This window comes from Meiothermus sp., from assembly GCF_026004115.1.
Taxonomy (GTDB): domain Bacteria; phylum Deinococcota; class Deinococci; order Deinococcales; family Thermaceae; genus Meiothermus.
Window position 1 is genome coordinate 2260898 of record NZ_BPIM01000001.1, and the last position, 26702, is coordinate 2287599.

The following is a 26702-nucleotide window of genomic DNA, read 5'->3' on the forward strand; positions in this document are numbered from 1 at the left end:
CGAGGGTTCACGCACCGCCCCTGCCCGCACTGTCGAAGAGATACTGGTCGGCAGTTGTTAAACAATTGAACCAAAAACCGCAGTCTTGCGACCCAGGGTATGTCATCCTGCGCTCATGGCACGATGGCTCATGATGGGTTGTTTTGGTTTTTTACTTTTTTTGGGGCTGGCGGGCTGGGCAGCGTATTCGTTCCTGATTCGTCCGGCCCAGGCCCTGGTCAACAATTTTCAGCAGATTATCGCCCTGGACAGCGATGTAAAACGGCAGACCGCGTATACACCCGCCGCCAATGGGTTGCTGAGTCCCGATCAGGTACAGCGCTTTTTGAGGGTGCAGCGTAGCGTTAAGCAACAACTGGGAGAGCGCTACCAGCGCGTGGAGGCCCGGCTTAACCAGTTGGCCAACCAGCAAGTTGGACAGCTTACGCTGGACTACCGCACAGCACTGGACTTGTTTCGTGAAGGGGGCTCGCTGGTGCTGGATGCCAAAGGGATGCAGGTACAGGCCCTGAACCGGCAGGATTTTTCGCTCGAGGAGTACGCCTGGGTGCGCTCGCAGGTCTATGCTGCGCTGGGCTATGGGGTGCCCAACCTGAACCCCCAGGAGATACTGCGTCAGATAGGGGCCCGAGACTTCAACCCCAGGGTCGAGCTGGCCAGGCCCGAAGCCCCGGCGGCCAATGTGCGCTTGGTGGAGCCTTACCGCGACGAATTGGTGAGCTACTATCCTTTAACCTGGTTTGGCTTGTAGAGCAAGACCCCGAGTTGAAGGTAAGGGCAGCTGAGCCCAGAAAAGGTAAAGTATTCAGGCTCGAATGACCACAGCATGGCTCAATCCTACGATCAGGCTCCAGGAGCCTGGACTTGGCTCGTGAATGGCGCTGGAGTGGGATGCTATTGTGCCAAACGAACATCCGGCCTTGACGCGGGTTCCTACAATGCTTAAATGCCGGAGCGTAAACGCCCCCAGCAGGTTCCTGTAGCAAACGAGGCCCCTACGACCCGGGGACGCCTCGAGCTGCTGGGTGTACCGGTTTTGCAGATCCAAACGCGCCAGCTTCGCCCGGTTGAGCGCAAGACGGCGGGCATCCTGGCCTACCTGACCCTGGAAGGCCCCACCAGCCGCTCTAAGCTGGCGGGCTTGCTTTGGCCCGAGTCCTCCGAGGCCACTGCCCGCAACAACCTGGCCCAGGCCCTGCGGCGGCTCAAACAGGCTACGGGGTTCGAGCTGGTAAGGGGTGCGGATGTCCTGGAGTTGCAAGGGCTGGAGGTGGACGTGGCCGCCCTCGAGGTCGCCCACTTTGCGGGCCGCCATGGCGAGGTGGTACAAGGCCAGGGCCGCTTGCTCGAGGGCCACGACTACGACGACTGCCCCGACTTCGACGACTGGCTCTTGATCAGGCGCGAACGCTTGGACGATTTGCGTCGCAACTCGCTAACTGCGCTGACCGACGAGCTCGAGCAGGCCGGGCAGTACCGCGAGGCCCTGAGCTACGCCGAGCGCCTCCTGGAGTCCGATTCTATCTCCGAAACCGCCCACCGCCGGGTGATGCGCTTGTGGTACTTACTGGGCGACCGGAGCGCAGCTATTGCGGCCTTTGAGCGGTGTCGGGGGATGCTGCTGCGGGAGATGGGGGTAGAGCCCTTACCCGAGACCCGAGCGCTGCTCCGCTTGATCGAGTTGGGGGAGCCCATCACCCCCCACGGACCCACGCCCCGCCTGGAAATCCCCCTCTCGGTGTTGCGCCCCCCCCGGCTTCTGGGGCGTGAGGCCGAATGGATCGAGATGGAACAGGCCTGGGCCCAGGGGCAGGCCATTGTGCTTTCGGGTCCGCCTGGGGCGGGTAAAAGCCGATTGGTACAGGATTTTCTGAGTAGCCTGGGTCAAGCTTTTGTTTTTGAAGGCCGCCCGGGCGACGTGGGTATTCCCTACGCTACCCATAGCCGTATTTGCCGCCAGATCCTGGGGTATTTTCCGGGTCTGGCCCTACCGGACTGGGTGAGGCTCGAGCTGGCCCGTTTGCTGCCTGAGCTGGGCCCAGCCCAACCTCCCCTGCAAACCCAGGCCGAAAAGCTTCGATTTTTCCAGGCCCAAGCCGAGCTGGTGCGGCTGGCGGTGGCCGAGGGAATGGGGCTGGTTTGCCTGGACGACCTGCATTTTGCCGACATGGCTAGCCTCGAGGTGTTGCATTTTGTGTATAGCCCTTACTGGGGTCGCCCAGGCCCGCTGCGCACGGCCCTGTCTTTTCGTACAGGCGAGCTTCCGGCAGGAATAGAGGAGCTACTGAGCCAGGCGGTTCAGAGCGGCCTGGCCGTGCGGATAGAGCTACAGCCGCTGGACGCTGCTGCGGTTCAAAGCTTGCTGGAGAGCCTCGAGCTACCAGGGCTGCAAGAGGTGGCGTCGGACTGGGCCCAGGCGCTCTGCCGCCATACCGGTGGCAACCCTTTTTTCCTGCTCGAGACCCTGCGCAGCCTGTGGGAATCGGGCGGGCTGGGCCAGCGCAAACCGGGCCGCCTGCCGGTTTCCAGCAAGATCACCACCCTGGTCCAGTCCCGCCTGCAGCGCCTTTCCCTGAGCGCCCAGCGGCTGGTACGCACGGCGGCGGTGGCCGGGCCGGACTTCTGCCCCGAGCTGGCCGCTGCTGTGCTCCAGAGTACGCCAATGGAGCTGCTCGAGCCCTGGGCCGAACTCGAGGCGGCTCAGCTACTGCGCGGCCCCACCTTCGTCCACGACCTGCTCTACGAGGCCACCCTGAGCAGTGTTCCGGCCAGCATCAAAACCTATTTGCACCAGCAAACCGCGCTGTATCTGGAAAGCCAACAGGCCGACCCGGCCCGCATTGCCGGGCACTGGCTCGAGGGCGAGCCCCCCCGGGCCATTCCCTTTCTGGTGCAGGCTGCCCGCAAGGCCGAAGAAGCCTACCGGCTGACCGAGGCGTCCCAGTTCTACCAGCGGGCCCTCGAGCATGCCAGCCAAACCCAGGCCTTCGAACTACTGGAGGCCCTCAGCCAGGTGATGAGCCGCTTCGATACCGGCCAGCGGCACGCGGCCCTGGTCGAGCGCATGCTGGCCCTGGCCGCTACCCCCGCCGAGCGGGCCCGGGCCTGGCTGTGCGAGGCTATCCGCCTGGGCGAGCACGCCTATGGCTCCGAGGCCGAGCAGGCTGCTCGCCAGGGCTTGCAGCAGGCCGAGGAGGCCGGGCGGTTCGACCTGCGGGTTCGCTTGTTGGACGCCCTGGCTCAGTCGCTTTTTGTCCAGCGCAAGACCCCGGCTCTGATAGAGGCCCTGGAGCAGCTCCGGCAGCTTCATCTGGAGCGGGGCGATGCGCTGCAGGCGGCCATCTGTACTTCGCGGCTGGGCATTGCTTACGACCAGCTCGAGCGCCACCGCGAGGCCCTGGGGTTCTACCGCGAGGCCGAGCCCCTTCTGGAGCAGTCCGGGAACCGGCTGATGCGGGTCGGCTTCCACCACAACCGTGCGGTCTGCCTGGCCGCGCTGGGCTACGCCGAGGCGGCTCTGGAAGCCCAGTTGCAGGCGCAGCGCTTGCTCGAGGGTATGCAAGGCGTGGTCGGCCGTGAGGTGCACCACCTCAACAACCTGGCCCTGCGCTACTACGACCTGGGGCGCTACGCTGAAGCCCAGCAAGCCCTGGAACGCGCTTTGCAAATTGTGCCCGAAGAATGGGGCTGGACACGGGCTTTCAGCGAGTACCAGATGGCCCGCTTGTACTGGGTGTGGGGCGAGTGGAAGCTGGCTTCGGACTGGCTGGGTCGGGCCTTGGGCGAGCCCGATCTTCCGCGGCGGGACGAGGCCACCTACCGGGTTCTGGAAGCCCTTCTGGCCCACCAACTGTGCGAGCCGGTAGGGCCGCTGCTGGAGCGCCTCGAGGCCCTGTTTGCCGGGTACCGGGGCCTGGCGTATGGCCGCTACCTGCTGGCCAGAGCCCGCACGAGCCTCTCGGGGCAGGCTTTACAACTTCTTCAAGAGGCCCTGGCCCTGGCCCAGCAGAACGACTGGCCGAGCCTCGAGATCGCGGCCCACACCCTCTGGGCTAAAGTTTGCCTGGAAGTGCCCGCTTCTTCCCGACATTTGAAAGAAGCCCAGCGCCACATTCAGGCGGCAGTGGAGAAGCTAAAGACGTACTGGCCCACAGGCTGTACAAGGCTCGAGGTGCTGTGGGTTCACTACCGGGTTCAGGCGACCGGCCACAAGGCCGATAGCACCCAGCTTCGACCGGTGGTAGACTACCTGCTACAGGTTGCCGAACAAGTACCCCCTGCGCACCGCCCCGGCTTTCTGAGCCAAAACCCCCTCTGCAAGACGATACTCGAGGCGGCCCAGTCGGCGGGGGTTGCTACTTTTTAGCGCCTGTCATCTTTCAGTCATGCCCCGGGGGTTATTTTCCATGACATGGTTGTCGGATTTTTTTCTAAAGCAAAAGGGCTTTTGATCAGGAACAGGAGGCAGGCCATGTATGCAAGGTACGCAAGGTGGTTATTGGGTGGGGTGTTGTTGACGCTTCTGACGGCTTGCCCGGGGGGAGGGTCGGGCAGTATTGGGGGTACGGTCTCGCTGGGCTCCAGCATCACCGGGCAACGCCTTCAGATTGACTCCCAGCCGGGCAAACTCCGGCGCACGGGCGAGGCGCGCTTTGTGCCGGGCGAGGTGTTGGTGGAGTTTCGGGGAGGGGTGAGCCTCCAGTCGGTGAGCAGCCTGCGGCTTGAGGTGCAGGGTAGGCCGGTGGAACTCCAGCAGGTGCGGCCTCTGGGTCTGGCCAACACAGCCCTCTACCGCGCCGATTTGAGCGAGGCCGAGACACCAGCCTTGCTGATCGCCCTTCGCAGTCGTTCGGACGTGGCTTCCGCCGACCTGAACTGGCTCGAGCAGCCCTTGGCCGCGCCCAACGATACGCTTTACAACCTGCAGTGGCACTACCCTGCCATCAACCTGCCCCAGGCCTGGGATCGAACCACGGGCTCCAACAGCGTAGTGGTGGCCATCCTGGATACCGGGGTACTCTTCAACCCGAGTAACGCTGCCCAGTCGCACCCGGATATCGGCACTCGCTTGCTGCCCGGCTACGATATGGTTTCGCCCATCAGCGGCCCCAACCCCTTTGCCAACGCGGGCGACGGCAATGGCCGTGACCCCGACCCCTACGACGCAGGCGACGAGCAAAGCACCAGCTACCACGGTACGCATGTGGGTGGAACCGTGGGGGCCGCGACCAACAACAACCTGGGTGTGGCCGGGGTAGACTGGACGGCCCGCCTCCTGCATGTGCGGGTGATAGGCCTGCTGGGGGCCACCGTGGCCGACCAGATCGATGCCATCCTGTGGGCCGCAGGCGAGCCGGTGCCCGGCCTGCCCGCCAACGCCAACCCGGCCAAGGTCATCAACATGAGCCTGGGAGGCAAGGGCCCCTGCACCACCGCCCGCCAGAACGCCATTAATCTGGTCACAGGCAAGGGGGTGGTGGTGGTGGTGGCCGCCGGCAACGAAAACGACGATGCCTCGCTCTATAGCCCGGCCAGTTGCGCCAATGTGATTACCGTGGGGGCTACCGACTATGCGGGGGCCCGCGCGCCTTACTCCAACTACGGTCCCCGCGTGGATGTGATGGCCCCCGGGGGCGACGTCAGCAAAGACCTCAACAACGATAACTTTATGGATGGGGTGCTGAGTCTGGGGTTCGACGACCAGGCCCAGCAGTTCAACTACAAGTTCGAGAACGGTACCTCGATGGCCGCGCCCCACGTGGCGGGTGTGGTGGCCCTGATGAAGGCCCTCAGCCCCAGCCTCAATACCGCGCAGACCCTGCAGATCTTGAAATCCACGGCCAGACCCCTGAACGCCACCCAGTGCAACCGGCCCAGCGGCAACGACTGCGGCGCGGGTCTAGTTGATGCCAATGCGGCCCTGGCGGCGGTGCAGGGCGGCAGCACCTCGAGCTTTAGCCTGTCCACCGCCAATACCATCCTGACCGCTCAGCCAGGCGGCAGTGTGAATGTACCCATCACCATTAGCCGCAGCGGTGGATTCAGCGGAGCGGTGAGCCTGAGCCTGCAAGGTGCGCCCACCGGGGTGAGCGGGAGCTTCAACCCGGCCAACACCACCTCGAACGACAGCACCCTGACCCTGAATGTAGCCGCCAGTGTCCCCAACGGAACCTATGCCCTGACGGTGCGGGGCACATCGGGCAGCACCTTTGCCAGCCTGCCGCTGAGCCTGAGGGTGGGGAGTGGCACCAGTGCCAGCGTGCAAGATACGGTGGTACTGGCCTGTTATGTAGCACAGGGCGACTGCGATCCGAACCGCTCCAAGGCCATCCAGGTCAATCAGGGCGGTACCTCGGCCAGCTACACCATCGCCGATCTGACCGACGGCGACTATGCCGTGCTGGGCTGGAAAGACCTCAACAACAACGACGATGTAGACCGAGGCGACTACCTGGGCGCGGTGGTGGATCAAAGCGGCAACCTGGTTGCTGTGCGGCCCGGCAACCTACAGGCCAACTTCCAGCTCGACGCGCTGAGCGACGACTTATCGCAGCTCGCCCCAGGGGTGTTGCGGAGCCTCGAGCAGTCTAAAATCAAGTAGGCTCCCAATCCTTCCAACAGACCCCTGCGGGGGTCTGTTCTTGTTTAGCGTGGGAACCGCTCCAGTCATCCTCCAGTCATGCGGGCTGTTCTACCTTATACCAGATTCGGTTAGTTTGGCGCCGGATGGCGGCGAACTAACAGGGCCGAAGTTATCCGCGTAGCGGAGGGCGATACCGCCCCTTGGAAGGGAGTGCTCTAGGATTCAAAAAGATAGCCTCTGGGGGTCTTTGGTTTGGATGATTATCTTTTTGAATCCGGTATTAGCTGCACACTCCCCCAGAGGGTTGAGCAAGGAGGAAGTCATGCAAGGGATGCGAAGGCTGGCTGTGGGTATTTTGCTGATGCTTGGTTTGTTAGGCTCCAATGCCCTGGCGGCTCGTGCTTTCTTCGACAGTAATTTTGTATCAGTCAGCACAATTTGCCCGGTGACCGGCAACATGGTGGTCGCAACACAGAATACTGTAGGCTACTTTACCGACCCTAACGAACCCTACCCCAAGACAGGTGATTTGGCCTATGTGCGGGCCAGCTCTACCAATGTAAGTCCGTGTACCAACGATGCAGTCGGTTTTGATTTTTTTCTGCCCGAGGGAGCCAGCTTTGCCGTTAGCAACCAGCATCCGGTGTATTGCTACCTAATTAGGCTCTCGGACGGCTACACCATCGATGTTTCCAACAACCCCCAGGGTTTTCAGGGAAATTGCTCTCAAACTCCACAAACTGCTGGAGCCGGGGGAACCGCTTATGGCTGGGCTGTACTTCCGTCGGGTTGGCAGTTTCAGGTGCGCGTGCCTGTGCAGTTCAACAAACAACTTTTGGGCCTTGCTGGCCCCAACACCCACCGCCTGAAGGCGACGGCCGTCACGACCTACGGTAATGCCACCCCAGAGCAGCCTGTGACGATCTTCTATCGGGCTGACTTCCAGAATTTGCAGAGCAGCGGTATCACGACCAACTCGGCTACTTTGGGCGTTAACCTTTATAGCTATTATAAGGGCGGCCTGCTGTATGTGGATTACGGAACCACCAGCTCATTTGGCTCGAGCACCCCTTCCACCAGCGTGCCCACTGCCCTTAATTTCCCCAACGTCAGCGCCAACCTTACGGGCTTGAGCCCCGGCACCACGTACTACTGGCGTTACCGCTTCGTCACCGATGCAGGAACTTTCAATAGTTCCACCCAGACCTTCACCACCTCGGCGGCTCCTACCTTTGCCCTTTCGGTCAACAAAAACGGTACGGGCTCGGGCACCGTGACGAGCAGTCCCTCAGGTATCAACTGCGGCGCTACCTGTTCGGGCAGCTTCACCCAGGGCGCTACGGTCACCCTAGCTGCTGCACCTGCGTCGGGCTCGGTATTTGCCGGGTGGAGTGGATCCGGCTGTAGCGGTACGGGTAGCTGTACGGTAACCATGAGCGCAGCTCAAAGCGTCACCGCTACCTTCAACACCGCGCCCGCCTCTACCTTCAACCTGACCGTCAACAAATCCGGCAGTGGCAGCGGTACCGTCACCAGCAACCCAACTGGCATCAACTGCGGTGCTACCTGCTCGGCTTCGTTCAACGCCGGGGCCTCGGTAACCCTAAGTGCAGCGGCGGCCAGCGGCGCTACCTTTGCCGGTTGGAGTGGGGCCTGCACGGGTACGGGTACCTGCACCGTCACCATGAATGCCGCCCAAACCGTGACCGCTACTTTCAACACCGCGCAAAGCTTCGGCACCCTCAATCTACAGGTGTCGGGCCTGCCCAGCGGCAACAGCGCCACCCTCACCATCACTGGTCCGGACGGCTTCAATCAACAGCGGACCATTTTGACCGGCACCGGCCAATCGCTATCCGATGTGGTGACCGGTGTTTACACCGTCACGGCTCCCAGTGTGGTGGTGAGCGGTACTACCTACAACCCCAACCCGGCCAGCCAGAACGTCACTGTGACCACCGGCAGTGCCACCGCCAGCGTGAACTACACCCAGGCACCTGCTGCCACCTTCGCGCTTTCGGTAAGTAAGGGTGGAACAGGGGGTGGAACCGTCAGCAGCAGCCCAGCAGGCATCAACTGTGGCGCGACCTGTTCCGCCAACTATAGCTCCGGGGCTAACGTGATCCTGAGCGCGGTTGCCGACACAGGCTCGAGCTTCGCCGGCTGGGGTGGGGCCTGTAGCGGTACGGGTACCTGCTCGGTCACGATGGACGCAGCCAGGTCGGTCATAGCTACCTTCAACACCGCACCCGCAGGCGCCTTGACCATCAGCGCAGCCAAGCCCGCCAACGCCCCCACCGATGCCACCCGCAACAAAGGCCAGAGCAGCGTCTTGATGCTGGCCTTCACCCTCAACCCCTCGCAGGCCACCCAGTTGCAAAACATCACCCTGCAGGCCAGCGGCAGCGGCAACGACAGCCTCGACCTCACGGTGGTCAAGCTGATCCGCGATGCCAACGCCAACGGCCAGATTGACAGCGGTGAAACCCCCATTGCCAGCGGCACCTTTAGCGCCGACAATGGTACCCTTACCCTCACTTTGTCCACCCCGCTGGCCCTCGGTACGGGCGACAGCCAGTTCCTGGTGGCCGCCGATATCGCCAGCACCCTGGCGGCCCGTCCGGCGGTACTGAAGGCCCAGAGCCTCCCGGCCCTGCCCACGCCCTTGCTGCTTACCTTGCTGCCCCTGGTACTCCTGGGTGCGTGGCGGATGCGCTCGCTGCGGGTGGGACTCCTGGCCCTGGCCCTGAGCCTGGCCGCCTGCGGCGGCGGTCAGAGCACCACCCCGGTTAACAAGACCTATCAGATCAACCTGACCGCCGTGAGCGCCCAGGGCAGCCCCACCCTGAGCGGCCTGCCCATTACCGGTGCCACCATCACGGTGCAGAAATAAAGCCCTGGGGTGTCGGCTCCGGGCTGCCTCCTCAGGGCCGACACCCACCTTCTGGAAGGGAGAATCATGAGTCAGACTCGAAAAGCCCTGGCTTTCCTCGCCACCCTGGCAGCCCTGAGCCCTGTCCTGGCCCAGTGGGTTGCGCCAGGCACCACCTTCGGCGCACCCAGCGGCATGAGCTATTCCCAGGCCATGGCCTACGCGAGCGTTCAGACGAATACAGCCGCAGTTCGGCGGGCCCAGGGAGAACTGAACCGCATCAACAGCCTCAACCGCAACAACCCCAGCGCCCAGGCCACCGCCCGCACCCAGGCCCAGACCGCCCCCCAGACCCGCTTCCGTCCCGGCCCACAGCGGCTGATGGTGAGTGGGTTTGTCCGCAGCCTGAGCCGCGACCCCGCCACCGTCCGCGAGATGACTATGGCTTTCAATGAAGCCTTCAAGGCCTTCGAGGCCGAGGCCAAGCGGCTGGGTAGGCCCAACAACGTGGCCATGGCTTTCACCTATCTAGTGGGGGTCTGCTACATGGTGTACTACGGTGAGGAGCCCAGCGAGACCGCACTCATGAACCTTCAGGCCAATACCGATGCGGCCTTTGGGAGGTCGGCGGCCTTCATGGCGCTGTCGGCCCAGGATCGCCAGAAGCTCTACGAGACCTTTGTGCTGATGGCTACCCTCCCGCTTTTGGGCTACACGGTGGCGGTGCAGGAAAGCGACCCGAAACTCCTGGAGACCTACCGCGAAATTGCGGGGGTGGCCCTCGAGAGCGCCCTGGGGGTGCGCCCCGACCGTCTGAAGTTCACGGCAACGGGCCTCGAGCTGCGCTAAAGGTGGAAACCGTGGCGCCTAACAGCACCCAAGTATACGTGGTTCGCATCTGGTACGAGCCCACCTCCCAAGGGGAGGTCTGGCGGGCTTCGATCAGCCAGGGTGAGGAGCGCCGTTACTTCACTGAACCCAGCGCCCTGGCGGCGTTTTTGCAACAAGAGATAGAAGAGTCCAGGGAAGAGGCGACCGAGTAGCCGGTCATGCCTCAGTCATGCTGGATTGTCTACCCTTGGCACCAGGAGGTACGGATGTACAGAATTCCCATCACGCCGGCGCTGTTGCTGCTCTTGGTCGCTTGTGGGGGTGGCGGGGGAAACAACCCTACCAACCCTAACCCAAGCAACCCCCCCAACCCTACCGGCAGCTTCCCCGCCGAGCTCTCGGGGGTCTGGCAGGACACCCTGGCCAGCAGCGGCAACTTCAAGAACCCCCTTACCGGCTTCGAGTTCACCATGACCGAGGGTTATTCGGCCCAACTCAAGGTGAAGCCCAATGGCGAGTTCTACTTCGCCCACTACTCCCAGGGGGTTGCGTCCAACTGTAGCCTGGTGAGCTTCTTTGACCAAATGGTGGGGCTGGCCGAGTGGAACAACAACCGGCTCGTCCTGCGCCCCCGCGAGCGCCGGTTGGACGTGCGGAACTGCGCCCAGTCGGGCACCTTCAACCAGCGGCTCGACCCGGTGGTGTTCGAGGCTTCGGTGAGCGAGTACCCCACCTTCCTGGATACCAGCTTGCTGATGAAACTCTCCGGCGGGCCCTATCCCCTTCGCTTCAAGCTGCTGAACCGTACCCCGCCCGCCAACCTGCCCCAACCGCCCCAACCCCCTGACTTCGAGTTGGGTCAGGACGGCCCCTACGACGAAATCCTGGGGCTGTGGGGCCGCAACGAGACCAACTTCTACAACCCCCAGACCGGGGCCTACCAGTTTCCCGACTGCTGCGGGGAGAACCGCTTTGTGCGCTTCTCGCCCGAGGGCTACGAGCTGGGCATGGCTTTTGTGCGGGTGAACCTCGAGGGGGTCTGTGAGAAAGACCTGATCTACTACGAAAAGGGCCAGGCCCTGTTCAAAATCACCTACCAGCGCGACAGCGACACCTACCAGGGGGATGTGCGTCTGGCCGCCAGCGAGGCCCGGCTAATCGTGCGAATCCGCGAGTGCGGGGCCGACGACGGGGTGCAAACCTATACCTTGCAGCCCCTTACCCGCTACCACCGCTGGAGCTACACCCTGCCCGTCGGGGGGGAGAGCTTCATGCTGGGCTGCCAGTACCCCACGCACTTCTGGGGGTTTGCGGTCTGCTACGGAGCCTACCCCTGGTACACCTACCAGCGGCGGTAAAGGAAGAAGGGTCTATGGTCACACCTAAAGCCACTATGTTCACCCTGGGGTGTTTGATTTTGGCTGGAAACCCCAGCCCGATTCGGGCACAGAACCAGGGTTTCCCCGCTCTGCTGGTGGGGGTCTGGCGGCAAACAGCAAGTTCTGCCGAAGACTACACCAACACCGTAACGGGCGAGCGGTTCCGCCTGGGCAGTGGTTTTTCGGTCAAGCTGATTTTGCATGCCGATGGGCGCTACGTCTTGCAGCACTACACCCAGGGGGTGAGCTCGAGCTGCGCCCGCGTCAGCTACCTAGACGACTCGGTGGGAACCGCAACCGTTCAGGATAACCGGCTTGTCATGCGGCCCAGCCAGCGCACCCTGACCATCGTCAACTGCACCAGCCCCGGCAAACGCACCCTGCCCAACAACCCCCTGGTGTTTAATGCCAGCCTCGAGTACTACGAAACCCTGATCAAGGAAGTCACCCTGAAGCTGGAACTCCAGGGGGGGCCCTTTCCCTTGAGTCTCAAGCTGCTGCAACTCGACCCCATGCTGGAGCTACCGCCGCCCGCCCAGCCCGAGGGTTTTCAACTGGGCCAGGATCCCCCCTACCGCGAACTGCTGGGTTTGTGGGCCGACGCCCAGGATTCCGATACGGGCTTTTATAACCCGCAAACCGGGGCTTTTTACATTCCCAAATACAACGCAAGGGAAAACCGCTGGCTGCGCTTTGTGTCGGGTGGCTACGAACTGGCCAAGGTCTTTGAAGATGCCAACACGGAGGGGGTTTGCAAAAAAGACCTGATCTACTACGAAAAGGGCAGCGCCCTCGTCCAGGCGTTGAACGTAAACAACGATACCTACTCGGGCGACGTGCGCTTCCAGGCCAGCGAGGCCCGCCTGATCGTCCAGGTTCGTGGCGAGGGCTGCGGCAGCTTTGCGGGGACCAAGCGCTACAACCTCAAACCCCTGACGGCTTATTACAAGTTTGGCTTTACCGAGTCGGTGGGGTTTCAGTTGGGCTGTGAGTGGCCCCAGCATCGGTGGCAGTTTGCGGTCTGCGTCAACCGCGCGGGCTGGAACAGCTATCGCAAGCGGTAGTAGGGGGATCCTTGATGCGTATTGGAATGCTCCTGGGTTTGGTTGGGTTGGTGGCTTGCTCGAGCCCCCCTCTGGCCCGCCCCCACTATGTGCTGGTCAGCCAGGCGGGCTCCAGCACCGTGGCGGTGATAGACCCCACGCAGGGTAAAACCATCCAGCACATCACGGTGGGCGGATTGCCGCACCGGATGATTCTGAGCCCGGATGGCCGCAAGGTGTATGTGGTGCTGGTGGGCTCGCAGGCGGTGGCCGAGGTAGACGTTCGTTCGCTGGCGGTAACCCGTACCTTCCTGACCGCTCCCGTGCCCGAAAGACGCGCCGACGGCACCCTCATCCAGGCCCACTTCGACCAGGGCGCATTTACCCATACCACCTGCTTTGCCTGCCATAACCCTGGCGGGGCCAAACCCTTCATTGTGGGTGCGCGGCCCGTGGGGATTGCGCTCTCGAGCGACGCCTCCAGGCTTTTCATTTCGCACATCCGCCAGGGGCTCCTGAGCGAGATTAGCCTGCGAGATGGCGCAGTCGTGCGCTCAGCAAGCCTGCCGCCCTCCGGTTCGGCCAACGAGGCCGCCGATGTAGCCCGCGTGGGTTCGAAATTGGTGGTGGCCCTGCGCCCCCGCCAGCCCAGCACCGAAGCCAGCGCAGTACGCTGGCTGGACGAGCAAAACTGGCAACCCCTGGCCGAAGCCCCTACCGGCTCCGACCCCGCGTTTGTGTTGCCGCTGAAGGAGGGGGCTTTGGTCTCCAACTTCGAGTCCAACACCCTCAGCTTGCACGTGCCGGGTGCCGCCCCTCAACGCTTTACCGTCACACCGGGGCCGCTGGGGATGTTGCGGGTAGGGGAGGGGCAGGTTCTCTCGCTCAACTACTACTCCAACGCGGTTTCGCTGCTCGACCTGGAGACCGGCCAGAGCGAAAACCACCGGCTCGAGCTTGCGGGCACGACCTTCGTCAACCCCACCCACGCGGCCCTCTCGCCGGATGGACGCCTGGCCTACATCGTTAGCAGCGGCACCGAGGGTCGCCTGCTGGTATTCGATTTGAAAAGCGCCAGGGTTCTGCGGGCCATTCCGATTGATGGCCTTTCGTTTGATGTGGTGGTGGTCGGGCGGCACTAGCGCTGGGAAGGGGCTTTGGAAGTCCCAGGAGGATACTATGAAGAACAACCTTGGTTTAGTGGCGTTGCTGGGCTTTTTGGTGGCTTGTGGCGGTGAAAACAATGGTGGAGGTAACACTGCCCCCAGCGCCCCCAATACCGTGGCCGGTCTGGTGACCGATATTGGCTCCGGGGTGCGGCTTGCGGGCGTGACGGTGCGGGTGGTGGGCAGCAGCCGAAGCACCACCACCGACAACCGGGGCGAGTTCATCCTGCAAAACCTGCCTGCCGGCCTGGTCAAGCTGGACTTCGAGAAGGTGGGCTACGCTCCAGGCCACGGCATCGCCGAGTCCACCAGCAGCGCCCAAACGGTGGTGGTAGCCCTCAAGAAGGAGGGCACCGAGCAAGGCTACGACCCCACCCAGGCCCGCACCCTGTTCCAGCGCACCGAGGCCGGCCCTTATGCCGTCATCTTCCAGCCCAATAGCCTGGACACCACCGATACCAACCTGCGGGTGGTGGTGACACCGCTCGACCCCACGAAGGAAGATACCGCCCTGCCTGGCGACCTGGTGGCCGGCGGGGCCAGTCCCACCCCCCTGGCCCCGGTGACCTTTGCCGAGTTTAGCATCCTGGACTCGCAAAACCGCCGTATCAACCTCAAGCCAGGCTCCAGCGCCATAGTGGAACTGCCCATTCCTCCTGAACTGCGCAGCCGCTACCGGATAGGCGATAAGATTCACTGCTACGCCTACAACCCCCAGACCGGGCGTTGGGAAGACTTTGTGGAGGGTACGGTGGAGCGCTCGAGCGTGGATGGCACCACTCCGGTGCTCAAGGCCAGCATCCGGCACTTCTCCTGGTATGGCGGGGCCCCGGCGGTGCAGGATCAGGAGTGTGTGGCTGTCGAGGTGCGCAACCGCTTTGGGCCGCTGGAAGGCGCAGTGGTTACGGCGCGTCCTGGGTTGCGGGCGGTAACCAACCGCTATGGACAAGCCTCTATCACTATAGAAAAGGGCGTGCCGGTCAACTTCACGGCCACCAAAACATATACCGATACCTTTGTGGATAACAACGGCAATCTGATTCCAAAACCTGGCGCGAAGGTCATAGTCATCGGCAAGGTCTACGAGGACGACTTGATCGGCCTCGACGGCAAAAACTACAGCCGCACGCCGGGGCCGTGTCCGGGTGCTTCGGTGCAGTCGGTGCGGCCTGCCGCCACCAACCCCCTCCCGATTCGCGTGGCCCCCGCCCCGGAGGGTTTTTTCCAGGCCACCGCGCTATTGCAGCCGGGGGGTGTGGCTCTTGTGCAGCTCGAGAAGGGCATCCCCAACGCCGACGGCGACCTGGACAACGCCGAACCGGCCAGCGGCGCCCAGATCATCATCAGCGATAACACCGGTAAGACCGCGACTCTGAGTGAACTTGCACCGGGCAGCGGGGCGTATTTTGCGAATAACTTCACCGTCGAACCTGGCAAACGTTACACCCTGAACATCGACGCTGACGGTAACGGCAGCTTGGATGGCAGCGGATCGGCCTTTGCGGTGGGCAATGTGGCCTGGAGCAACCTGTCGAACGGCGGGAGCTACAGTGCCTCCAGCCTAACCGCTACCTGGAGCGATAGCGCTGCTGCCCAGCCCGGCTACAACGCTTTGTACCAGGTCACCTTGCAACGCAACGGCGGCTCTGGGGTTTCCGACCTCGCTTTTTATGTGGGCTCAGAGCGCAGCTTCCAGCCCCGTGCCCAGACCAACCCACCCACCCCGCTGGCAGCGGGCACCTATACCGTCACGCTCAATGTGTTTAGCGGTGCATTCAGCGGAAGCAACCTCGACATCACCGACAATATCACCGGCGTGGGGATGCAGGGCCAGATTTACAGCATTCAGCCGGTCAATCCCATTACCATCACCCTCACCGCCCCTTGAAACCCCTTCTGGCTAGCAGATCGAGTCGGTGGGCTTGGGGTTAGACAGCCCAAACCACGGGCGTAGCAGCAGCCCGGCCCCGGTGCCCAACAGGGCCATGACCAGCCAGACCCAGCCGTGCAGGCTAAAGGAAGCCACCCCGCCGATGTAGGCCCCGATGTTGCAACCGTAGGCCAGCCGGGCCCCGTAGCCCATGAGGAGACCCCCCACCACCGCTGCCACGAATGGCTTCCAACCAAGGCGCGGGTTTTTGCCAAATACCCCTGCAGCAGCAGCGCTCAAAAGTGCGCCCAGCAGAATGCCCAGGTTGGTGAGGCTGGTGGGGTGGCCCAGAGGAGAAAGATCCAAAGGCGACTGACCGTTCCAGAAACTCCAGAAAGCAGGTTGGGCCAGGCCCAAGGCTTCTACCGCCTGCGAACCCCACAAGGTCAGGCCATAGGTAACCCCCCAGGGACGCCCACTCACGTAAAGCACCGCCCCATTGAGCGCGGCCAACACCAAAGCCGCCACCCAGAGCGGCCAGGTGCCACGCAGCACCCGGGCCCACCCTTGGGGCCCAGGAGGTTGGAAAAGAAGGGGAGGCCGCCGCTTGCGAACGATCCATTCGGCCAGGAGGGCCAGTCCCCCTACTAAGGCCAGCGTTAGGGCCAAGGCCCCCCAAAGCCCAAAGCGCTCGGCCAGCGAGATGGGTGCCAGGCTCCCTGCTGCTCCCGGCCCAACGGCCCAGAATTCCAGGTTCCAGGCTCCGATCACCGAGCCGGCCATAAAACCAACCAGGGCCACCAGCCCAACCCAGCTACCCCCGCCGGTGGCGTAGAGCGTCCCCGAGGCGCAGCCTCCGGCCAGTTGCATGCCCACCCCAAACAAAAAGGCCCCCAGCAGCAGCCCAGGTCCAATGGGAGCCAGGTAGCCAGCCAGGGGCTGGCCGCCCAGCCCCTGGCCCATGGCAAACAGCAGGGCAAACAGGGTGGCGGTTACTGCCAACAACAGCATGTGAGCTTGCAGAGCCCGCCCCTGCCCCACGCTCAAAAGTTGGCGAAAGGCCGAGCTGAAGCCAAACCGGGCGTGAAACAGACCAAAGCCCAGCCCTACCCCTAGCAAAAGTAAAATACCCTGAGCAGTTGGTAACTGCATATACAAATATCCCGTCCCCAACAACCCAAGTCCAAGCAAACCATACTGCGGGCGAGGAGTTTCCTGGTGCTGAGCCCCAGCAGACCTGGATGGCGAACGTTTGTGCGCTAGCGACATGAATACCTCCTTTGGGGGCAGTAGTGGCCTCGAGCCTGCCTGCCCATCAATGGAGTTCAGCCTAGCAAAGTTGATAACTTTTGTAAACTAATCAGATTTTGATGCCTCTACACTTGGGCACATGTAAAAAGCTCAGGTAATGCTTCTGGCGAGCGAGGTCGCCTCATAAGGAAATTACCAACCTGAGCTGCCCGGCCCACCCTTGAAAGGCCCTGCGATGCCCTGGGTGATCCAGCCGCCGTAGAAGCGGCCCGGCTGTGGCTTGGCTTTTTCTCCGTCCACAAAGCCTTCGAGGGGTTCCAGATAAAATGCCAGGTAGCCCCGGATGGCGGAAAAACTGGACGTGGGGTCGGGATAGCTCCAGGCCGCGTTGGTCAGCACCGTGTCGCGGGTTCGCAGGGTCCAGTAGCGGGCCCGGCCCTTGAACTCACAGTGGGTCTCGCGGGCGGTGGCTTCCAGCAACTCCATGCGAATATCGGCGGGGGGGAGGTAGTAGACGGGCGGATGGCTGGTTTCCAGCACCCGGTAAGCCCGGTTGCTATCGGCAATAATCAACTCACCCAGCCGAACCTGAATGCGCCGCGAAGTGGGCTCACAGCGTGGGGGACGAGGATAATCCCAAACCGATTCCATAATCAAGGCTGCTTTTTATGCAGGGCCTCGAGAAAAGCCCAGACGGTACTTTCCATGTCTTCAATGGCCTTTTTGCTACCCGTTACTAGCAGGGGAGATGCGTTGCCGTCATGTAAAAGCAAGATCCGGATGGGAAATAGAAAATAAGAAACGAAAGCAATCAGGGCCAGCGCAAAAGCGCCGTACTCCAGTGCTTGTGGACTGATTTTCAGAAGCTGGGGGATGTTGAGCCAGCCCAGCCAGCGCAGCCCCAGGCTGGCCAGCCCTACAAAGAAGCCCACAAAGGCAAAAGCCAAAAGCCAGTCTCGCATCTGGTAAGAGAGCTCGAGCCGGGTTACCAACGGTAGGTATATGCGGATCGTGACTGTGCCGCTTTGGAAGCACAGCCAGCCGGTTTCTATAGAAGCTTCACGAAAACGGGAACCGCCAGCGGAATAGCGATGAGGCAAGGTGATTTTCTGCATCTAAGCTCCTTGAGGGGCAGGCCTGTTCGTTTGCGGACAGGCACTGAACACAGGCATATTTTTGCATGACAAATGCGCTTGTTTGAGCCAAAGCCGCTAAATGAATATTGTTATGCAAATAAGCTGCCTCGGATAAGCTACAATTTTTCCGATGATTTGGGCCTTCAAGCGCCTTTTTGCGGGCCGTCCGGTGGCGCAGGTGGTGGTGCTCCTTACCGCACTCAACCTGTTGACGGTGCTGGGATTTACCTTGCTGGTTCCGGCTCGCCCACTCGAGGTGCCCACTGTACTCCCCTGGCAAGACCTCGTCCAGACCGTCTGGCGCCTGGGGGCAGCTCTGGCCTTGTTTGCAGTGGTGTTGTGGGCGGTTCGCCCAGGGCAACGCCGGGCCTGGGAGTTTGGGGTCTTGATCGGGATTGGGGTAGCGGTAGTGGCCTGGCTGAGCCAGAACTACCTGCCTTTCCTGGCCCTGGGGCTGATACCGGTGGTGGCCCGCTACTGGCTGCCGCTGTGGGCTGTGCTGTTGATTGTGCTGGGTTTGGGCGGCCTGTCGGTGTGGTGGGCTCAGCAAGAACCGCTGCAAATCACCTTCGAGATTCTGCTGAGCCAGGGACCCCAGGGCAATACCGCCTGGAGTGCTTTGCCCACCCCCGCCGAGTACCCCAACCTGAACCTGGCCTTCTTCATCTTTATTGCCTTTTTGTATTCGGGTTATGCGCTATTTACCCTCGAGCTGCTGGTGCGGGAGACCAGAGCCCGGGAGGAGCTCGAGCGCACCCGCCGGGAGCTCGAGCAGACCTCGCGCCAGGCCGGGGTGCTGGAGGAGCGCCAGCGCCTGGCCCGCGAGATTCACGACACCCTGGCCCAGGGCTTTGCCAGTATCGTGGTGCAGCTCGAGGCCGCCGAGATGGCCGCCCAAAACGAGACTTTGGCCGGACGCTACCTGGAGCAAGCCCGCACCGCCGCCCGCGAAGGCCTGTCGGAGGCCCGCCGCATGGTCTGGGCCATGCGCCCGGAAATCCTGGAGAACACCTCGCTGCCCGAAGCGCTGGGTCGCCTGCTCCAGCGCTGGCAGGAGGAGAGTGGGGTCAGGGCCCAGTTCACCCTGACCGGCGAGGCCCGCCCGCTGCACCCCGAGCTCGAGGTCGGCCTTTTACGCATTGCCCAGGAGGCCCTGGCCAATATCCGCAAGCATTCCAAAGCCCGGCACGCCACCCTGACCCTTTCGTACCTGGACGATGTGGTACTGATGGACGTACAAGACGATGGGGTGGGCCTGCAACCGCCCATCTCGGGCAGCTTTGGTCTGCGTTCCATGCGCGAGCGGGTTGAGGCGCTGGGAGGACATATGACGGTGGAAAGCGAACCCGGACAGGGCACCACCCTGGCCTTTAGTCTGCCCCTGTATCGGGTAGTGCAAGCAAGGGTGAAGACCACATGACAGGCTCGGCAACCATTCGAATTCTGCTGGTAGACGATCATCCTGTGGTGCGGGCGGGCCTTTCGGGGTTGCTTTCCTCCCAGCTCGACTTTGAAGTGGTTGGCGAAGCTTCGAACGGCCTGGAGGCGCTTGACCTGCTGGAGAAACAGAGGCCGGATGTGATGCTGATGGATTTACGTATGCCCCAGATGGATGGGGTAAGCGCCATCCGGCAGATCCGGGCCAAATTCCCCAGAGTTCAGGTTCTGGTACTCACCACCTACGACACCGATTCCGAGATTGTTCGGGCGGTCGAGGCGGGGGCTACGGGCTATTTACTCAAAGACGTACCCCGGGAGGAACTCTTCCGGGCGGTTCGGCTTTGTGCCCGGGGCGAAGCTGTGCTTTCTCCCCCCATCGCTGCACGCCTGCTGGGCCGGATGCGCGGCCCCGCCGAAGAAAACCTTTCCGTGCGCGAGCTCGAGGTGCTCTCGCTGGTAGCTAGGGGTCTTTCCAACAAAGAAATTGCCCGCAAACTCAAAATCAGCGAGGCCACCGTTAAGACCCACCTGCTTCATGCTTTTGCTAAGCTAGGGGTTGATGATCGCACGGCGGCGGTCACGGTAGCGCTGGAAAGAGGTATTCTCCGGCTGGAGAGTTGAAGCAGGTGGTGCGATACCAGATTCGGTTGATTCGTTACCGAACGGTGGCGAATCAACCCGACCGAAATTACCCGCCTAGCGGAGGGCGATAGCGCCCCTGGGGTTTTTTGCCTTCTTTGAATCCGATGTGATACCTCCCCTGACCAAAAACCGTTATTGTAAAGTTATGGGCCCCGGCATTCAAAGGTTCATGCGCTACCTCATTCCAGCAGGCATTGGTTTACTGGTCGCGCTGGGCGACCTGGGCAATGTGGACTTGCTCTTCGCTGGAACCCTGCTGCTCCTGATGGGTTTTTTGGTGGGGTGGTGGTGGCCGCGGCAATGGTGGCTCAGTGGGCTCTTGATGGGCGGCATTCTACCCCTGGTCCAGCTGTGGGCTACGGTGGCCCGGTTTCCCATGCCCTACGTGCCCGACCCTCTACAGGGCGTGTTGCTGCTGATACCAGCCCTGCTAATGGCGGGGTTTGGGGCTGTTGTGCACCAGAAAACACCCTACACGCCAGCCGCGCTGCGTGCACGCCTCCGCCGGGCGCAACAGGCCGACTACCACGATTACGAGCAACCCTAGGCCACTTCAGCCGCTTTGCGAACCTCGCGCACAAATTGCTGGGTTTTGTCGTCCAGATCGTGTACAGCCCAGGGGATGGTTTTGGCCCCCGGCCAGCGGTCGAACATGGTATCCAGCCATTTCAGCAAGAGATCTGCGGTCATGGGGCCCGAAGACTGGTAATGGACGCTGGCATTGCGAAGGGTAACCTTGCCCAGGGCTTCGTAGTGGCTGGGGGAGGTGTGCTTGACTACAATGCGGAAGGTATCGCCTGCGTCCTGCCCTACACACTCGAGAACCTGCCCCTCGGCCAGGTTGTTGATTTTATGTAGCGTGATCATGCCCCTATGGTACGAGGCTGCGCCGCCCGTTTCCAGTGCCATTTGTCCACAGCACCCAGGGGGCGGTTCGGCGCACTGGCTTACCCCCTTACCACGATGTTCAGCAGTTTGCCCGGAATGTAGATTTCTTTGACTACTTCTTTGCCCTCGAGGTACTGCTGTACGTTGGGAATCTCACGCGCGCGCCGCTTGATTTCTTCTTCGCTGGCCTGTGCACTAATGGTTGTTTTGCCGCGCACCTTGCCGCTAACCTGAACGACCAGCTCAAAGCTATCGGCCACCAGCGCAGCCTCATCTACCTGTGGCCAGGGAGCACTAAATACCGAAGAGTTGTGGAACTCGTGCCAGAGTTCTTCGGCCAGGTGGGGGGCGAAGGGGGCCAGCATCTGCAAGTAGCAGAGCACCGCGTGGCGGTAGACCGGGGTGATGCCCTGCTCCTTGCGGTAGTCGCTCAAGGTGTTGAGCAGTTCCATCAGGGCCGCGATGGCGGTGTTGAAGCGCATGGCCTCGAGGTCCTCGGTCACTTTCTGGATGGTCTGGTGCAGCTTCTGGTAGAGGCCCTTGTGGGCCCCTTCTAGCGCAGAGGGCTCGTACAGGTCGCTTTGGGCCTTAAGCTCCATCCGGTGCTCGGCTACCATGCGGTAGACCCGGTTCAGGTAGCGCCATGCGCCCTGTACCCCCTCTTCCGTCCAGATCATCTCGTTTTCGGGTGGAGCGGCAAACAGGATGGTAATGCGGGCGATGTCGGCGCCCTGCTCTTTCACGAAGGGCCCCACCATCACCCCGTTGCCCAGGCTTTTGGACATGGTGGCGGCCTTCCAGAAGTGGGTGGTGCCGTCTTCGTGGATGCGAAGTTCTGCACCCGATTTTCGGGCTTCTTCCAGCGTGAGGGTCTCGGGGATTTCCAGCTTGGCCCGCCGCTCGGGGTTTTTGAAACGGATGATATCGCCCCGGACTTCCACTTCGCCCACGTCCGTCCAGCCCTGCACCATGCCCTGGGTGAACAGGCCTTCGAAGGGCTCCTCGGCCTCGACCATCCCCAGGTCGTGCAAAAACTTGGTGAAAAAGCGGCTATACAGCAGATGCAAAATGGCGTGCTCAACGCCGCCGATGTACTGGTCTACCGGCATCCAGAAGTTGGCCTTCTCGGGGTCGAAGGGCAGCTCGAGGTTTTGGGCGTCGGTATAGCGCAGAAAGTACCAGGACGAGTCAATAAAGGTGTCCATGGTATCGGTGTCGCGCCGGGCCTTGCCGCCGCACTTTGGGCAGGTGCATTCATAAAACTCGGGGTGGGCCGCCAGGGGGCTTTTGCCCTTGGGGCGAATGTCGTCTACATCGCGCAGGGTGGGCAGCTCGACCGGCAGTTGCTCGTAGGGTACCGGTACGATGCCGCAGCTTTCGCAGTGGATCATGGGGATGGGGGTGCCCCAGTAGCGCTGGCGGCTAATCAGCCAGTCGCGCAGGCGGTAGTTGACCTTGCCCTCGCCTATGCCTTTTTCTTCCATCCAGGCGATGATTTTTTTCTTGGCTTCCTCCACATTGAGCCCATTCAGGAAGCCCGAGTTGATGGCCGGCCCGTCTTCGGTGTAGGCCTTGCCCTGCCAGCCCGCCGGGGGCTCGACGGTACGGATAATTTCCAGGCCGAATTTCTCGGCAAACTCCCAGTCGCGCTCGTCCTGCCCCGGCACGGCCATAATGGCCCCGGTGCCGTAGCCCGAGAGCACATAATCGGCAATCCAGACCGGGATCTCCTTGCCGTTGGCCGGGTTGATGGCGTAAGCCCCGGTAAAGACCCCGGTCTTCTCACGGTCTTCCATCTGCCGCTCGACCTCGCTCTTCATCCGGGTAGCGGCTACATAGCTGTCTACGGCGGCCTTCTGCTCGGGCGTGGTGATAAGTGCCACCAGCTCATGCTCGGGGGCCAGCACCATGAAGGTGGCGCCAAAAATGGTGTCGGGACGGGTCGAGAAAACCCTGATCCTGGCCTCGTGCCCTTTAACCGGGAAGTCGAACTCGGCCCCAGTGCTCTTGCCAATCCAGGCCCGCTGCATGGCCTTGACCTTTTCGGGCCAGCGGGGCAGCTTGTCCAGATCGTTCAACAAGCGTTCAGCATAGTCGGTGATTTTGAGATACCACTGCTCGAGCTCCCGCTTCTCTACGAGTGCTCCGCTGCGCCAGCCCCGGCCATCAATGACCTGCTCGTTGGCAAGTACGCTCTGTTCGACCGGATCCCAGTTGACAAAGCTCTTTTTACGATAGGCCAGGCCGCGTTCGTACATCTTCAGGAAGATCCACTGGTTCCATTTGTAGTAGTCGGGCGTGCAGGTAGTAACCTCGCGGCTCCAGTCGTACTGAATGCCCATCAGGGCCAGCGATTCTTTCGACTGTTTAATGTTGCCAAAGGTCCAGTCGGCAGGGCTTACGCCAAACTTCAAGGCGGCGTTTTCCGCCGGCAGCCCAAAGGCATCCCAGCCGAACGGGTGCAGCACGCTGTAACCCCGCTGTACCCGGAAACGGGCCAGGACATCGCCCATGGTGTAGTTCTTGAGGTGGCCCATGTGCAAGTCGCCCGAGGGATAGGGAAACATTACCAGGATGTAGGCTTTTTTGCCGCCTTTGCTCTCGGTGGCCCTCAGAAGCCCAATCTGCTCCCAGTACTTTTGCCATTTGGGCTCGAGCTCGTGGGGGTTGTATTTGTCGGTTGTGACCATGGTTCAATTCTCCACTTCTTGACAGGCCATTGTATTGGTTGGGAGGTTGAAAAAGGAAACGAGGGGCCAGAGTCTGGTGACCGGTGTCTTGTGGGGTAGTCCCTGGAGGTCAATAAAAACCCCCTTCAGCGCTGAAGGGGGAGCCTCCCAAACACGGGCCCCCTAAGGTAGTTCTAGGTAGATGAACCACTGCATGGTTTCATCATAGCATGTGCGGCAAAACAAAAAACACTTTTCGGTAGCCCTGCAACCCTTGACCGATGGGCATTTGGGGTTACAGGGTTCTTGGTTTGACCCGCGAAGAATTCTAAAGAAGTGAGCGAATCGCTTAACGCTATCGCCTAAAGCAAAGTTCAGGACTCAGTTTTGCTGCGTAACGTTCTAAATGATCTAGAAAGCATGTTCATATTTGGATGATCACCTCTATATCTTCTGCATAAACTATTTTTCGGTCATTGGTGACTTTGGAAAGGATCGCATTGATGCACAACCGTCTGCCTTCCAGGACTTACCCACAGCCAGGGCTGGTGTATCAGGCTATTCTGGTGATGGACTCGAGGAACGTGCGCACGTCCTTGCGGCGCGAGGCCCAACCCAGGTCGAACTGGTCGCAACTCTACCAGGCTGGGCCTTACCACCTGGATCTGAGCCTCAAGTGGGAGGAGTGCGGGCCTCGTTTGGTGGGGCAGGTGATCTCGAGGGAACGCATTTCTTTTGAACAAGCCCGGGTTTACTTGAAACAAGATGCAGTGCAGATACAAATACCCCTGGATCTGTCCGGGCGTTTCAGCCTGCAACTGGGGCCAGCAGACCATTGCAATCTGGAGCTGCATATTCAGGGTGAAGTGGTTTGTCTGGATGGGCTCAGGTTGAGTTAGAGCCCAATACGCAACAACTGGCCGGGTGGCGGGGGTTTGCTAAAACTCCCGTATGCTTTTTATATGCAAATAGCCTTGCTGGGTCTGGGACTGATGGGCCGCCCGATGGCGCGGGTGCTGCTGGCCAGGGGGTTTCAGGTCAAAGGGTGGAACCGCAGCACCCTGTGCCCTGAGCTGGTGGAGGGGATTCCCTTACTTGATTCGCTGGAGGAGGCCGCGAAGACTGAGGTGCTGTTGCTGATGCTGGCGGACTCGGTGGCAGTAAATGCTGTGCTAGAACAGCTCGAGCCCCATCTGCGCCCCGGCCAGGTGGTGCTCGACATGGGTTCGTCCGACCCTGCGTATTCCAAGCTCCATGCCGAGCGGCTTAAATCCAGAGGCGTCGGCTGGGTGGATGCCCCCGTTTCGGGTGGGCCGGAGGGGGCACGGAGCGCCACGCTGGCCATCATGGCCGGGGGTGACCCGGCCGACTATGCGCGGGTTCTGCCCATCCTGGAAGCCCTGGGAAGGCCCACCCATGTGGGCGAGGCCGGCGCGGGCCATACCGTCAAGGTCATTAACCAGCTCATGGTGGGCCTGTACATCGAGGCGGTGGCCGAGGCGCTGCTCCTGGCAGAACGCCAGGGCCTCGAGCCCCGCAAGGTTCAGGAGGCCCTCCAGGGCGGGTTTGCCGACTCGAAGGTCTTGCAAATCCACGGTACCCGCATGATCGAGCGCCGGTTTGTACCGGGGGCGCGGGTCAAGACCCAGCTCAAGGACTTGCGCCTGGCCCAGAAGCTGGCCCAGCAAGCGGGTCTGAATCTACCCCATCTCGAAAGCACCCTGGGGTTTTATGCCGAACTCGAGGCTCTGGGCGACGGCGACCTCGACCATTCCGCCTTGTTCAGGCGGTTGGAATCCAGGTGAGTGCTGGTTTTGTATCAGCCCTTTGTCGTTCGTCACCGTGCTCGAGGCCTGACTGCCTTGGTCCAGCAGACCTATGGCCAGCGCAAAAAAACCACCCCCCGAGCTTAATGTGGGGGTGGCCCTGGTACTCAATATAGGTAGATTTTTTCTAGCGTTGGGCAGTTGTTTGAACCTGTACCCCCCGTTGCAAGAACTCGTTGGTGTAAAAAGCCGTGGCGGGCAGGTCGGTGCGGACGCGCCCGGTCTGCTTCAGCAGGTTGAGGCCGCTCTGCCAGCCCTGGGGGTTGGAGAAGCCCAGACCGTTCTGGCGGGTATAGGGCGACTGGTAGAGTCTTAGCGAGACCTCGAGCACCCGCAAACGATCCTCGCCCAGGTTCTGCACGTACTTCCTGGAAGCCTCGAAGGCTTTGCGCGGTTCACGCAGGGTCAGGGCCATGGCCTCCTGGGTGGCCTGCACAAAGCGACGGGCCAACTCGGCGTTTTCCAGCACGCGGTCGGTGGAGATGACCCCTACCCCCGGCGAAAGGTTGTAGGGGCCAGCCGGTATCACGTTAAGCTTGATGCCCCGCGCCTCCAGCACAATGGGCTCGTTGTTGATAAAGCCGATGGCCACATCTACCCGCCCGGTCACGATGGCCTCGGCCTGGGTAAAGCCAATTTGTTCAATTTTTACATCCGACTCACGCAGACCTGCAGCCCGCAGCATGGCCTGGAGTGAGGTGTAGGAGGTGCCAAACAGCCCCGGTATGCCGATGGTCTTACCCTTGAGGTCGCGCACCGAGGTGATATTTTTTTCGGCCCGCGAGAAAAGGGCGTTGGGTACGCTTTGGTAAAGGGCCAGCACGTACTTGAGCGGGGTGCCCTGGGCCCGCAGGGCGATGACATCTTCGGCGTCGGCCACCACAAAGTCGAGCCGGCCCTGGGCTAACAGGGGATAGAGCTCCGAGGCAAAACCGTGCTGAAACTCCACCTCGAGGCCCCGCCTGGCATAAAGCCCCTCGACCACCCCAGCATAGAACGGGGCAAACTGCACATCGGGCAGGTAACCCAGCCCCACCCGTACCTTTTGCGTCTGTGCCATTCCGAGCGACAACAAGACTGCCAGCAAAACAACCAACTTTTTCATT

General features: G+C 61.6%; 21 protein-coding genes. 15 read left to right on the forward strand and 6 right to left on the reverse strand.

Features of this window, described 5'->3' with window-relative positions; genetic code table 11:
- Positions 1-115: 115 nt before the first annotated feature.
- The 10 genes from Q0X23_RS10970 (at position 116) to Q0X23_RS11015 (ending at position 15762) form a co-directional block, all read left to right on the forward strand.
- Positions 116-751 carry a hypothetical protein gene (locus Q0X23_RS10970; protein WP_297860325.1) on the forward strand — a complete coding sequence of 212 codons (636 nt, stop codon included), beginning with the start codon at positions 116-118 and terminating at the stop codon, positions 749-751.
- A 195-nt stretch (positions 752-946) separates the two neighbouring features.
- On the forward strand, positions 947-4366 hold the full coding sequence (locus Q0X23_RS10975; protein WP_297860326.1) for a BTAD domain-containing putative transcriptional regulator: 3420 nt from the start codon (positions 947-949) through the stop codon (positions 4364-4366).
- 105 nt (positions 4367-4471) lie between these two features.
- Positions 4472-6601, forward strand: coding sequence for a S8 family peptidase (locus Q0X23_RS10980; RefSeq protein ID WP_297860327.1), 2130 nt, complete (start codon positions 4472-4474; stop codon positions 6599-6601).
- Positions 6602-6905: 304 nt separating this feature from the next.
- Positions 6906-9476, forward strand: a complete 2571-nt coding sequence (locus Q0X23_RS10985) for a hypothetical protein (RefSeq protein ID WP_297860328.1) — start codon at positions 6906-6908, stop codon at positions 9474-9476.
- A 66-nt stretch (positions 9477-9542) separates the two neighbouring features.
- Positions 9543-10304, forward strand: coding sequence for a DUF6683 family protein (locus tag Q0X23_RS10990; protein WP_297860329.1), 762 nt, complete (start codon positions 9543-9545; stop codon positions 10302-10304).
- Positions 10305-10342: 38 nt separating this feature from the next.
- Positions 10343-10498 carry a hypothetical protein gene (locus Q0X23_RS10995; RefSeq protein ID WP_297860330.1) on the forward strand — a complete coding sequence of 52 codons (156 nt, stop codon included), beginning with the start codon at positions 10343-10345 and terminating at the stop codon, positions 10496-10498.
- Between the two features lie 54 nt (positions 10499-10552).
- Entirely contained in the window at positions 10553-11644 is a 1092-nt protein-coding gene (locus Q0X23_RS11000) for a hypothetical protein (protein WP_297860331.1), read from the forward strand.
- Positions 11645-11658: 14 nt separating this feature from the next.
- Complete coding sequence (locus Q0X23_RS11005; protein ID WP_297860332.1) at positions 11659-12729, forward strand: hypothetical protein; 1071 nt, start codon at positions 11659-11661, stop codon at positions 12727-12729.
- 14 nt (positions 12730-12743) lie between these two features.
- Entirely contained in the window at positions 12744-13850 is a 1107-nt protein-coding gene (locus tag Q0X23_RS11010) for a YncE family protein (RefSeq protein ID WP_297860333.1), read from the forward strand.
- Between the two features lie 37 nt (positions 13851-13887).
- Positions 13888-15762, forward strand: a complete 1875-nt coding sequence (locus tag Q0X23_RS11015; protein ID WP_297860334.1) for a carboxypeptidase regulatory-like domain-containing protein — start codon at positions 13888-13890, stop codon at positions 15760-15762.
- Positions 15763-15774: 12 nt separating this feature from the next.
- Here the strand turns inward: Q0X23_RS11015 and Q0X23_RS11020 are convergent, their stop codons facing one another.
- From Q0X23_RS11020 to Q0X23_RS11030, 3 genes are all read right to left on the reverse strand, one after another.
- Complete coding sequence (locus Q0X23_RS11020; RefSeq protein ID WP_297860335.1) at positions 15775-16896, reverse strand: YeeE/YedE family protein; 1122 nt, start codon at positions 16894-16896, stop codon at positions 15775-15777.
- A 291-nt stretch (positions 16897-17187) separates the two neighbouring features.
- Positions 17188-17646 (reverse strand): DUF427 domain-containing protein, encoded by a 459-nt coding sequence (locus tag Q0X23_RS11025; RefSeq protein ID WP_297860336.1) that lies wholly within the window; start codon positions 17644-17646, stop codon positions 17188-17190.
- Between the two features lie 2 nt (positions 17647-17648).
- On the reverse strand, positions 17649-18110 hold the full coding sequence (locus Q0X23_RS11030; RefSeq protein WP_297860337.1) for a hypothetical protein: 462 nt from the start codon (positions 18108-18110) through the stop codon (positions 17649-17651).
- A gap of 151 nt (positions 18111-18261) precedes the next feature.
- Here Q0X23_RS11030 and Q0X23_RS11035 point away from each other — a divergent pair, with 151 nt between their 5' ends.
- The 3 genes from Q0X23_RS11035 (at position 18262) to Q0X23_RS11045 (ending at position 20760) form a co-directional block, all read left to right on the forward strand.
- Positions 18262-19551 (forward strand): sensor histidine kinase, encoded by a 1290-nt coding sequence (locus Q0X23_RS11035; RefSeq protein ID WP_297860338.1) that lies wholly within the window; start codon positions 18262-18264, stop codon positions 19549-19551.
- Positions 19548-20192 carry a response regulator transcription factor gene (locus Q0X23_RS11040; RefSeq protein ID WP_297860339.1) on the forward strand — a complete coding sequence of 215 codons (645 nt, stop codon included), beginning with the start codon at positions 19548-19550 and terminating at the stop codon, positions 20190-20192. Before Q0X23_RS11035 ends, Q0X23_RS11040 begins: the two co-directional genes overlap by 4 nt.
- Before the next feature lie 190 nt (positions 20193-20382).
- A complete protein-coding gene (locus Q0X23_RS11045; protein WP_240637189.1) occupies positions 20383-20760 on the forward strand; it encodes a hypothetical protein in 378 nt (125 codons plus the stop codon).
- Here Q0X23_RS11045 and Q0X23_RS11050 read toward each other — a convergent pair.
- Both Q0X23_RS11050 and leuS read right to left on the reverse strand, forming a co-directional pair.
- A complete protein-coding gene (locus Q0X23_RS11050; RefSeq protein ID WP_297860340.1) occupies positions 20757-21080 on the reverse strand; it encodes a hypothetical protein in 324 nt (107 codons plus the stop codon). The genes Q0X23_RS11045 and Q0X23_RS11050 overlap by 4 nt on opposite strands.
- 80 nt (positions 21081-21160) lie before the next feature.
- The gene (leuS, locus tag Q0X23_RS11055; protein WP_297860341.1) at positions 21161-23791 is read right to left on the reverse strand and encodes a leucine--tRNA ligase; all 2631 of its coding nucleotides are present in this window, start codon (positions 23789-23791) and stop codon (positions 21161-21163) included.
- Positions 23792-24273: 482 nt separating this feature from the next.
- Here leuS and Q0X23_RS11060 point away from each other — a divergent pair, with 482 nt between their 5' ends.
- Together Q0X23_RS11060 and Q0X23_RS11065 are read left to right on the forward strand one after the other, a co-directional pair.
- On the forward strand, positions 24274-24669 hold the full coding sequence (locus Q0X23_RS11060) for a hypothetical protein (protein WP_297860342.1): 396 nt from the start codon (positions 24274-24276) through the stop codon (positions 24667-24669).
- Between the two features lie 63 nt (positions 24670-24732).
- Complete coding sequence (locus Q0X23_RS11065) at positions 24733-25575, forward strand: NAD(P)-dependent oxidoreductase (RefSeq protein WP_297860343.1); 843 nt, start codon at positions 24733-24735, stop codon at positions 25573-25575.
- A gap of 148 nt (positions 25576-25723) precedes the next feature.
- On the opposite strand, the gene Q0X23_RS11070 is transcribed toward Q0X23_RS11065, so the two are convergent.
- Positions 25724-26701 carry an ABC transporter substrate-binding protein gene (locus Q0X23_RS11070; protein ID WP_119341208.1) on the reverse strand — a complete coding sequence of 326 codons (978 nt, stop codon included), beginning with the start codon at positions 26699-26701 and terminating at the stop codon, positions 25724-25726.
- Between the last annotated feature and the right edge of the window lies 1 nt (position 26702).

Coding starts and splice junctions, on each gene's coding strand:
- Q0X23_RS10970 (WP_297860325.1), top strand. CDS start 116: ATGGCACGATGGCTCATGATGGGTTGTTTTGGTTTTTTACTTTTTTTG.
- Q0X23_RS10975 (WP_297860326.1), top strand. CDS start 947: ATGCCGGAGCGTAAACGCCCCCAGCAGGTTCCTGTAGCAAACGAGGCC.
- Q0X23_RS10980 (WP_297860327.1), top strand. CDS start 4,472: ATGTATGCAAGGTACGCAAGGTGGTTATTGGGTGGGGTGTTGTTGACG.
- Q0X23_RS10985 (WP_297860328.1), top strand. CDS start 6,906: ATGCAAGGGATGCGAAGGCTGGCTGTGGGTATTTTGCTGATGCTTGGT.
- Q0X23_RS10990 (WP_297860329.1), top strand. CDS start 9,543: ATGAGTCAGACTCGAAAAGCCCTGGCTTTCCTCGCCACCCTGGCAGCC.
- Q0X23_RS11000 (WP_297860331.1), top strand. CDS start 10,553: ATGTACAGAATTCCCATCACGCCGGCGCTGTTGCTGCTCTTGGTCGCT.
- Q0X23_RS11005 (WP_297860332.1), top strand. CDS start 11,659: ATGGTCACACCTAAAGCCACTATGTTCACCCTGGGGTGTTTGATTTTG.
- Q0X23_RS11010 (WP_297860333.1), top strand. CDS start 12,744: ATGCGTATTGGAATGCTCCTGGGTTTGGTTGGGTTGGTGGCTTGCTCG.
- Q0X23_RS11015 (WP_297860334.1), top strand. CDS start 13,888: ATGAAGAACAACCTTGGTTTAGTGGCGTTGCTGGGCTTTTTGGTGGCT.
- Q0X23_RS11020 (WP_297860335.1), bottom strand. CDS start 16,896: ATGCAGTTACCAACTGCTCAGGGTATTTTACTTTTGCTAGGGGTAGGG.
- Q0X23_RS11025 (WP_297860336.1), bottom strand. CDS start 17,646: ATGGAATCGGTTTGGGATTATCCTCGTCCCCCACGCTGTGAGCCCACT.
- Q0X23_RS11030 (WP_297860337.1), bottom strand. CDS start 18,110: ATGCAGAAAATCACCTTGCCTCATCGCTATTCCGCTGGCGGTTCCCGT.
- Q0X23_RS11035 (WP_297860338.1), top strand. CDS start 18,262: ATGATTTGGGCCTTCAAGCGCCTTTTTGCGGGCCGTCCGGTGGCGCAG.
- Q0X23_RS11040 (WP_297860339.1), top strand. CDS start 19,548: ATGACAGGCTCGGCAACCATTCGAATTCTGCTGGTAGACGATCATCCT.
- Q0X23_RS11045 (WP_240637189.1), top strand. CDS start 20,383: ATGCGCTACCTCATTCCAGCAGGCATTGGTTTACTGGTCGCGCTGGGC.
- Q0X23_RS11050 (WP_297860340.1), bottom strand. CDS start 21,080: ATGATCACGCTACATAAAATCAACAACCTGGCCGAGGGGCAGGTTCTC.
- leuS (WP_297860341.1), bottom strand. CDS start 23,791: ATGGTCACAACCGACAAATACAACCCCCACGAGCTCGAGCCCAAATGG.
- Q0X23_RS11060 (WP_297860342.1), top strand. CDS start 24,274: ATGCACAACCGTCTGCCTTCCAGGACTTACCCACAGCCAGGGCTGGTG.
- Q0X23_RS11065 (WP_297860343.1), top strand. CDS start 24,733: ATGCAAATAGCCTTGCTGGGTCTGGGACTGATGGGCCGCCCGATGGCG.
- Q0X23_RS11070 (WP_119341208.1), bottom strand. CDS start 26,701: ATGAAAAAGTTGGTTGTTTTGCTGGCAGTCTTGTTGTCGCTCGGAATG.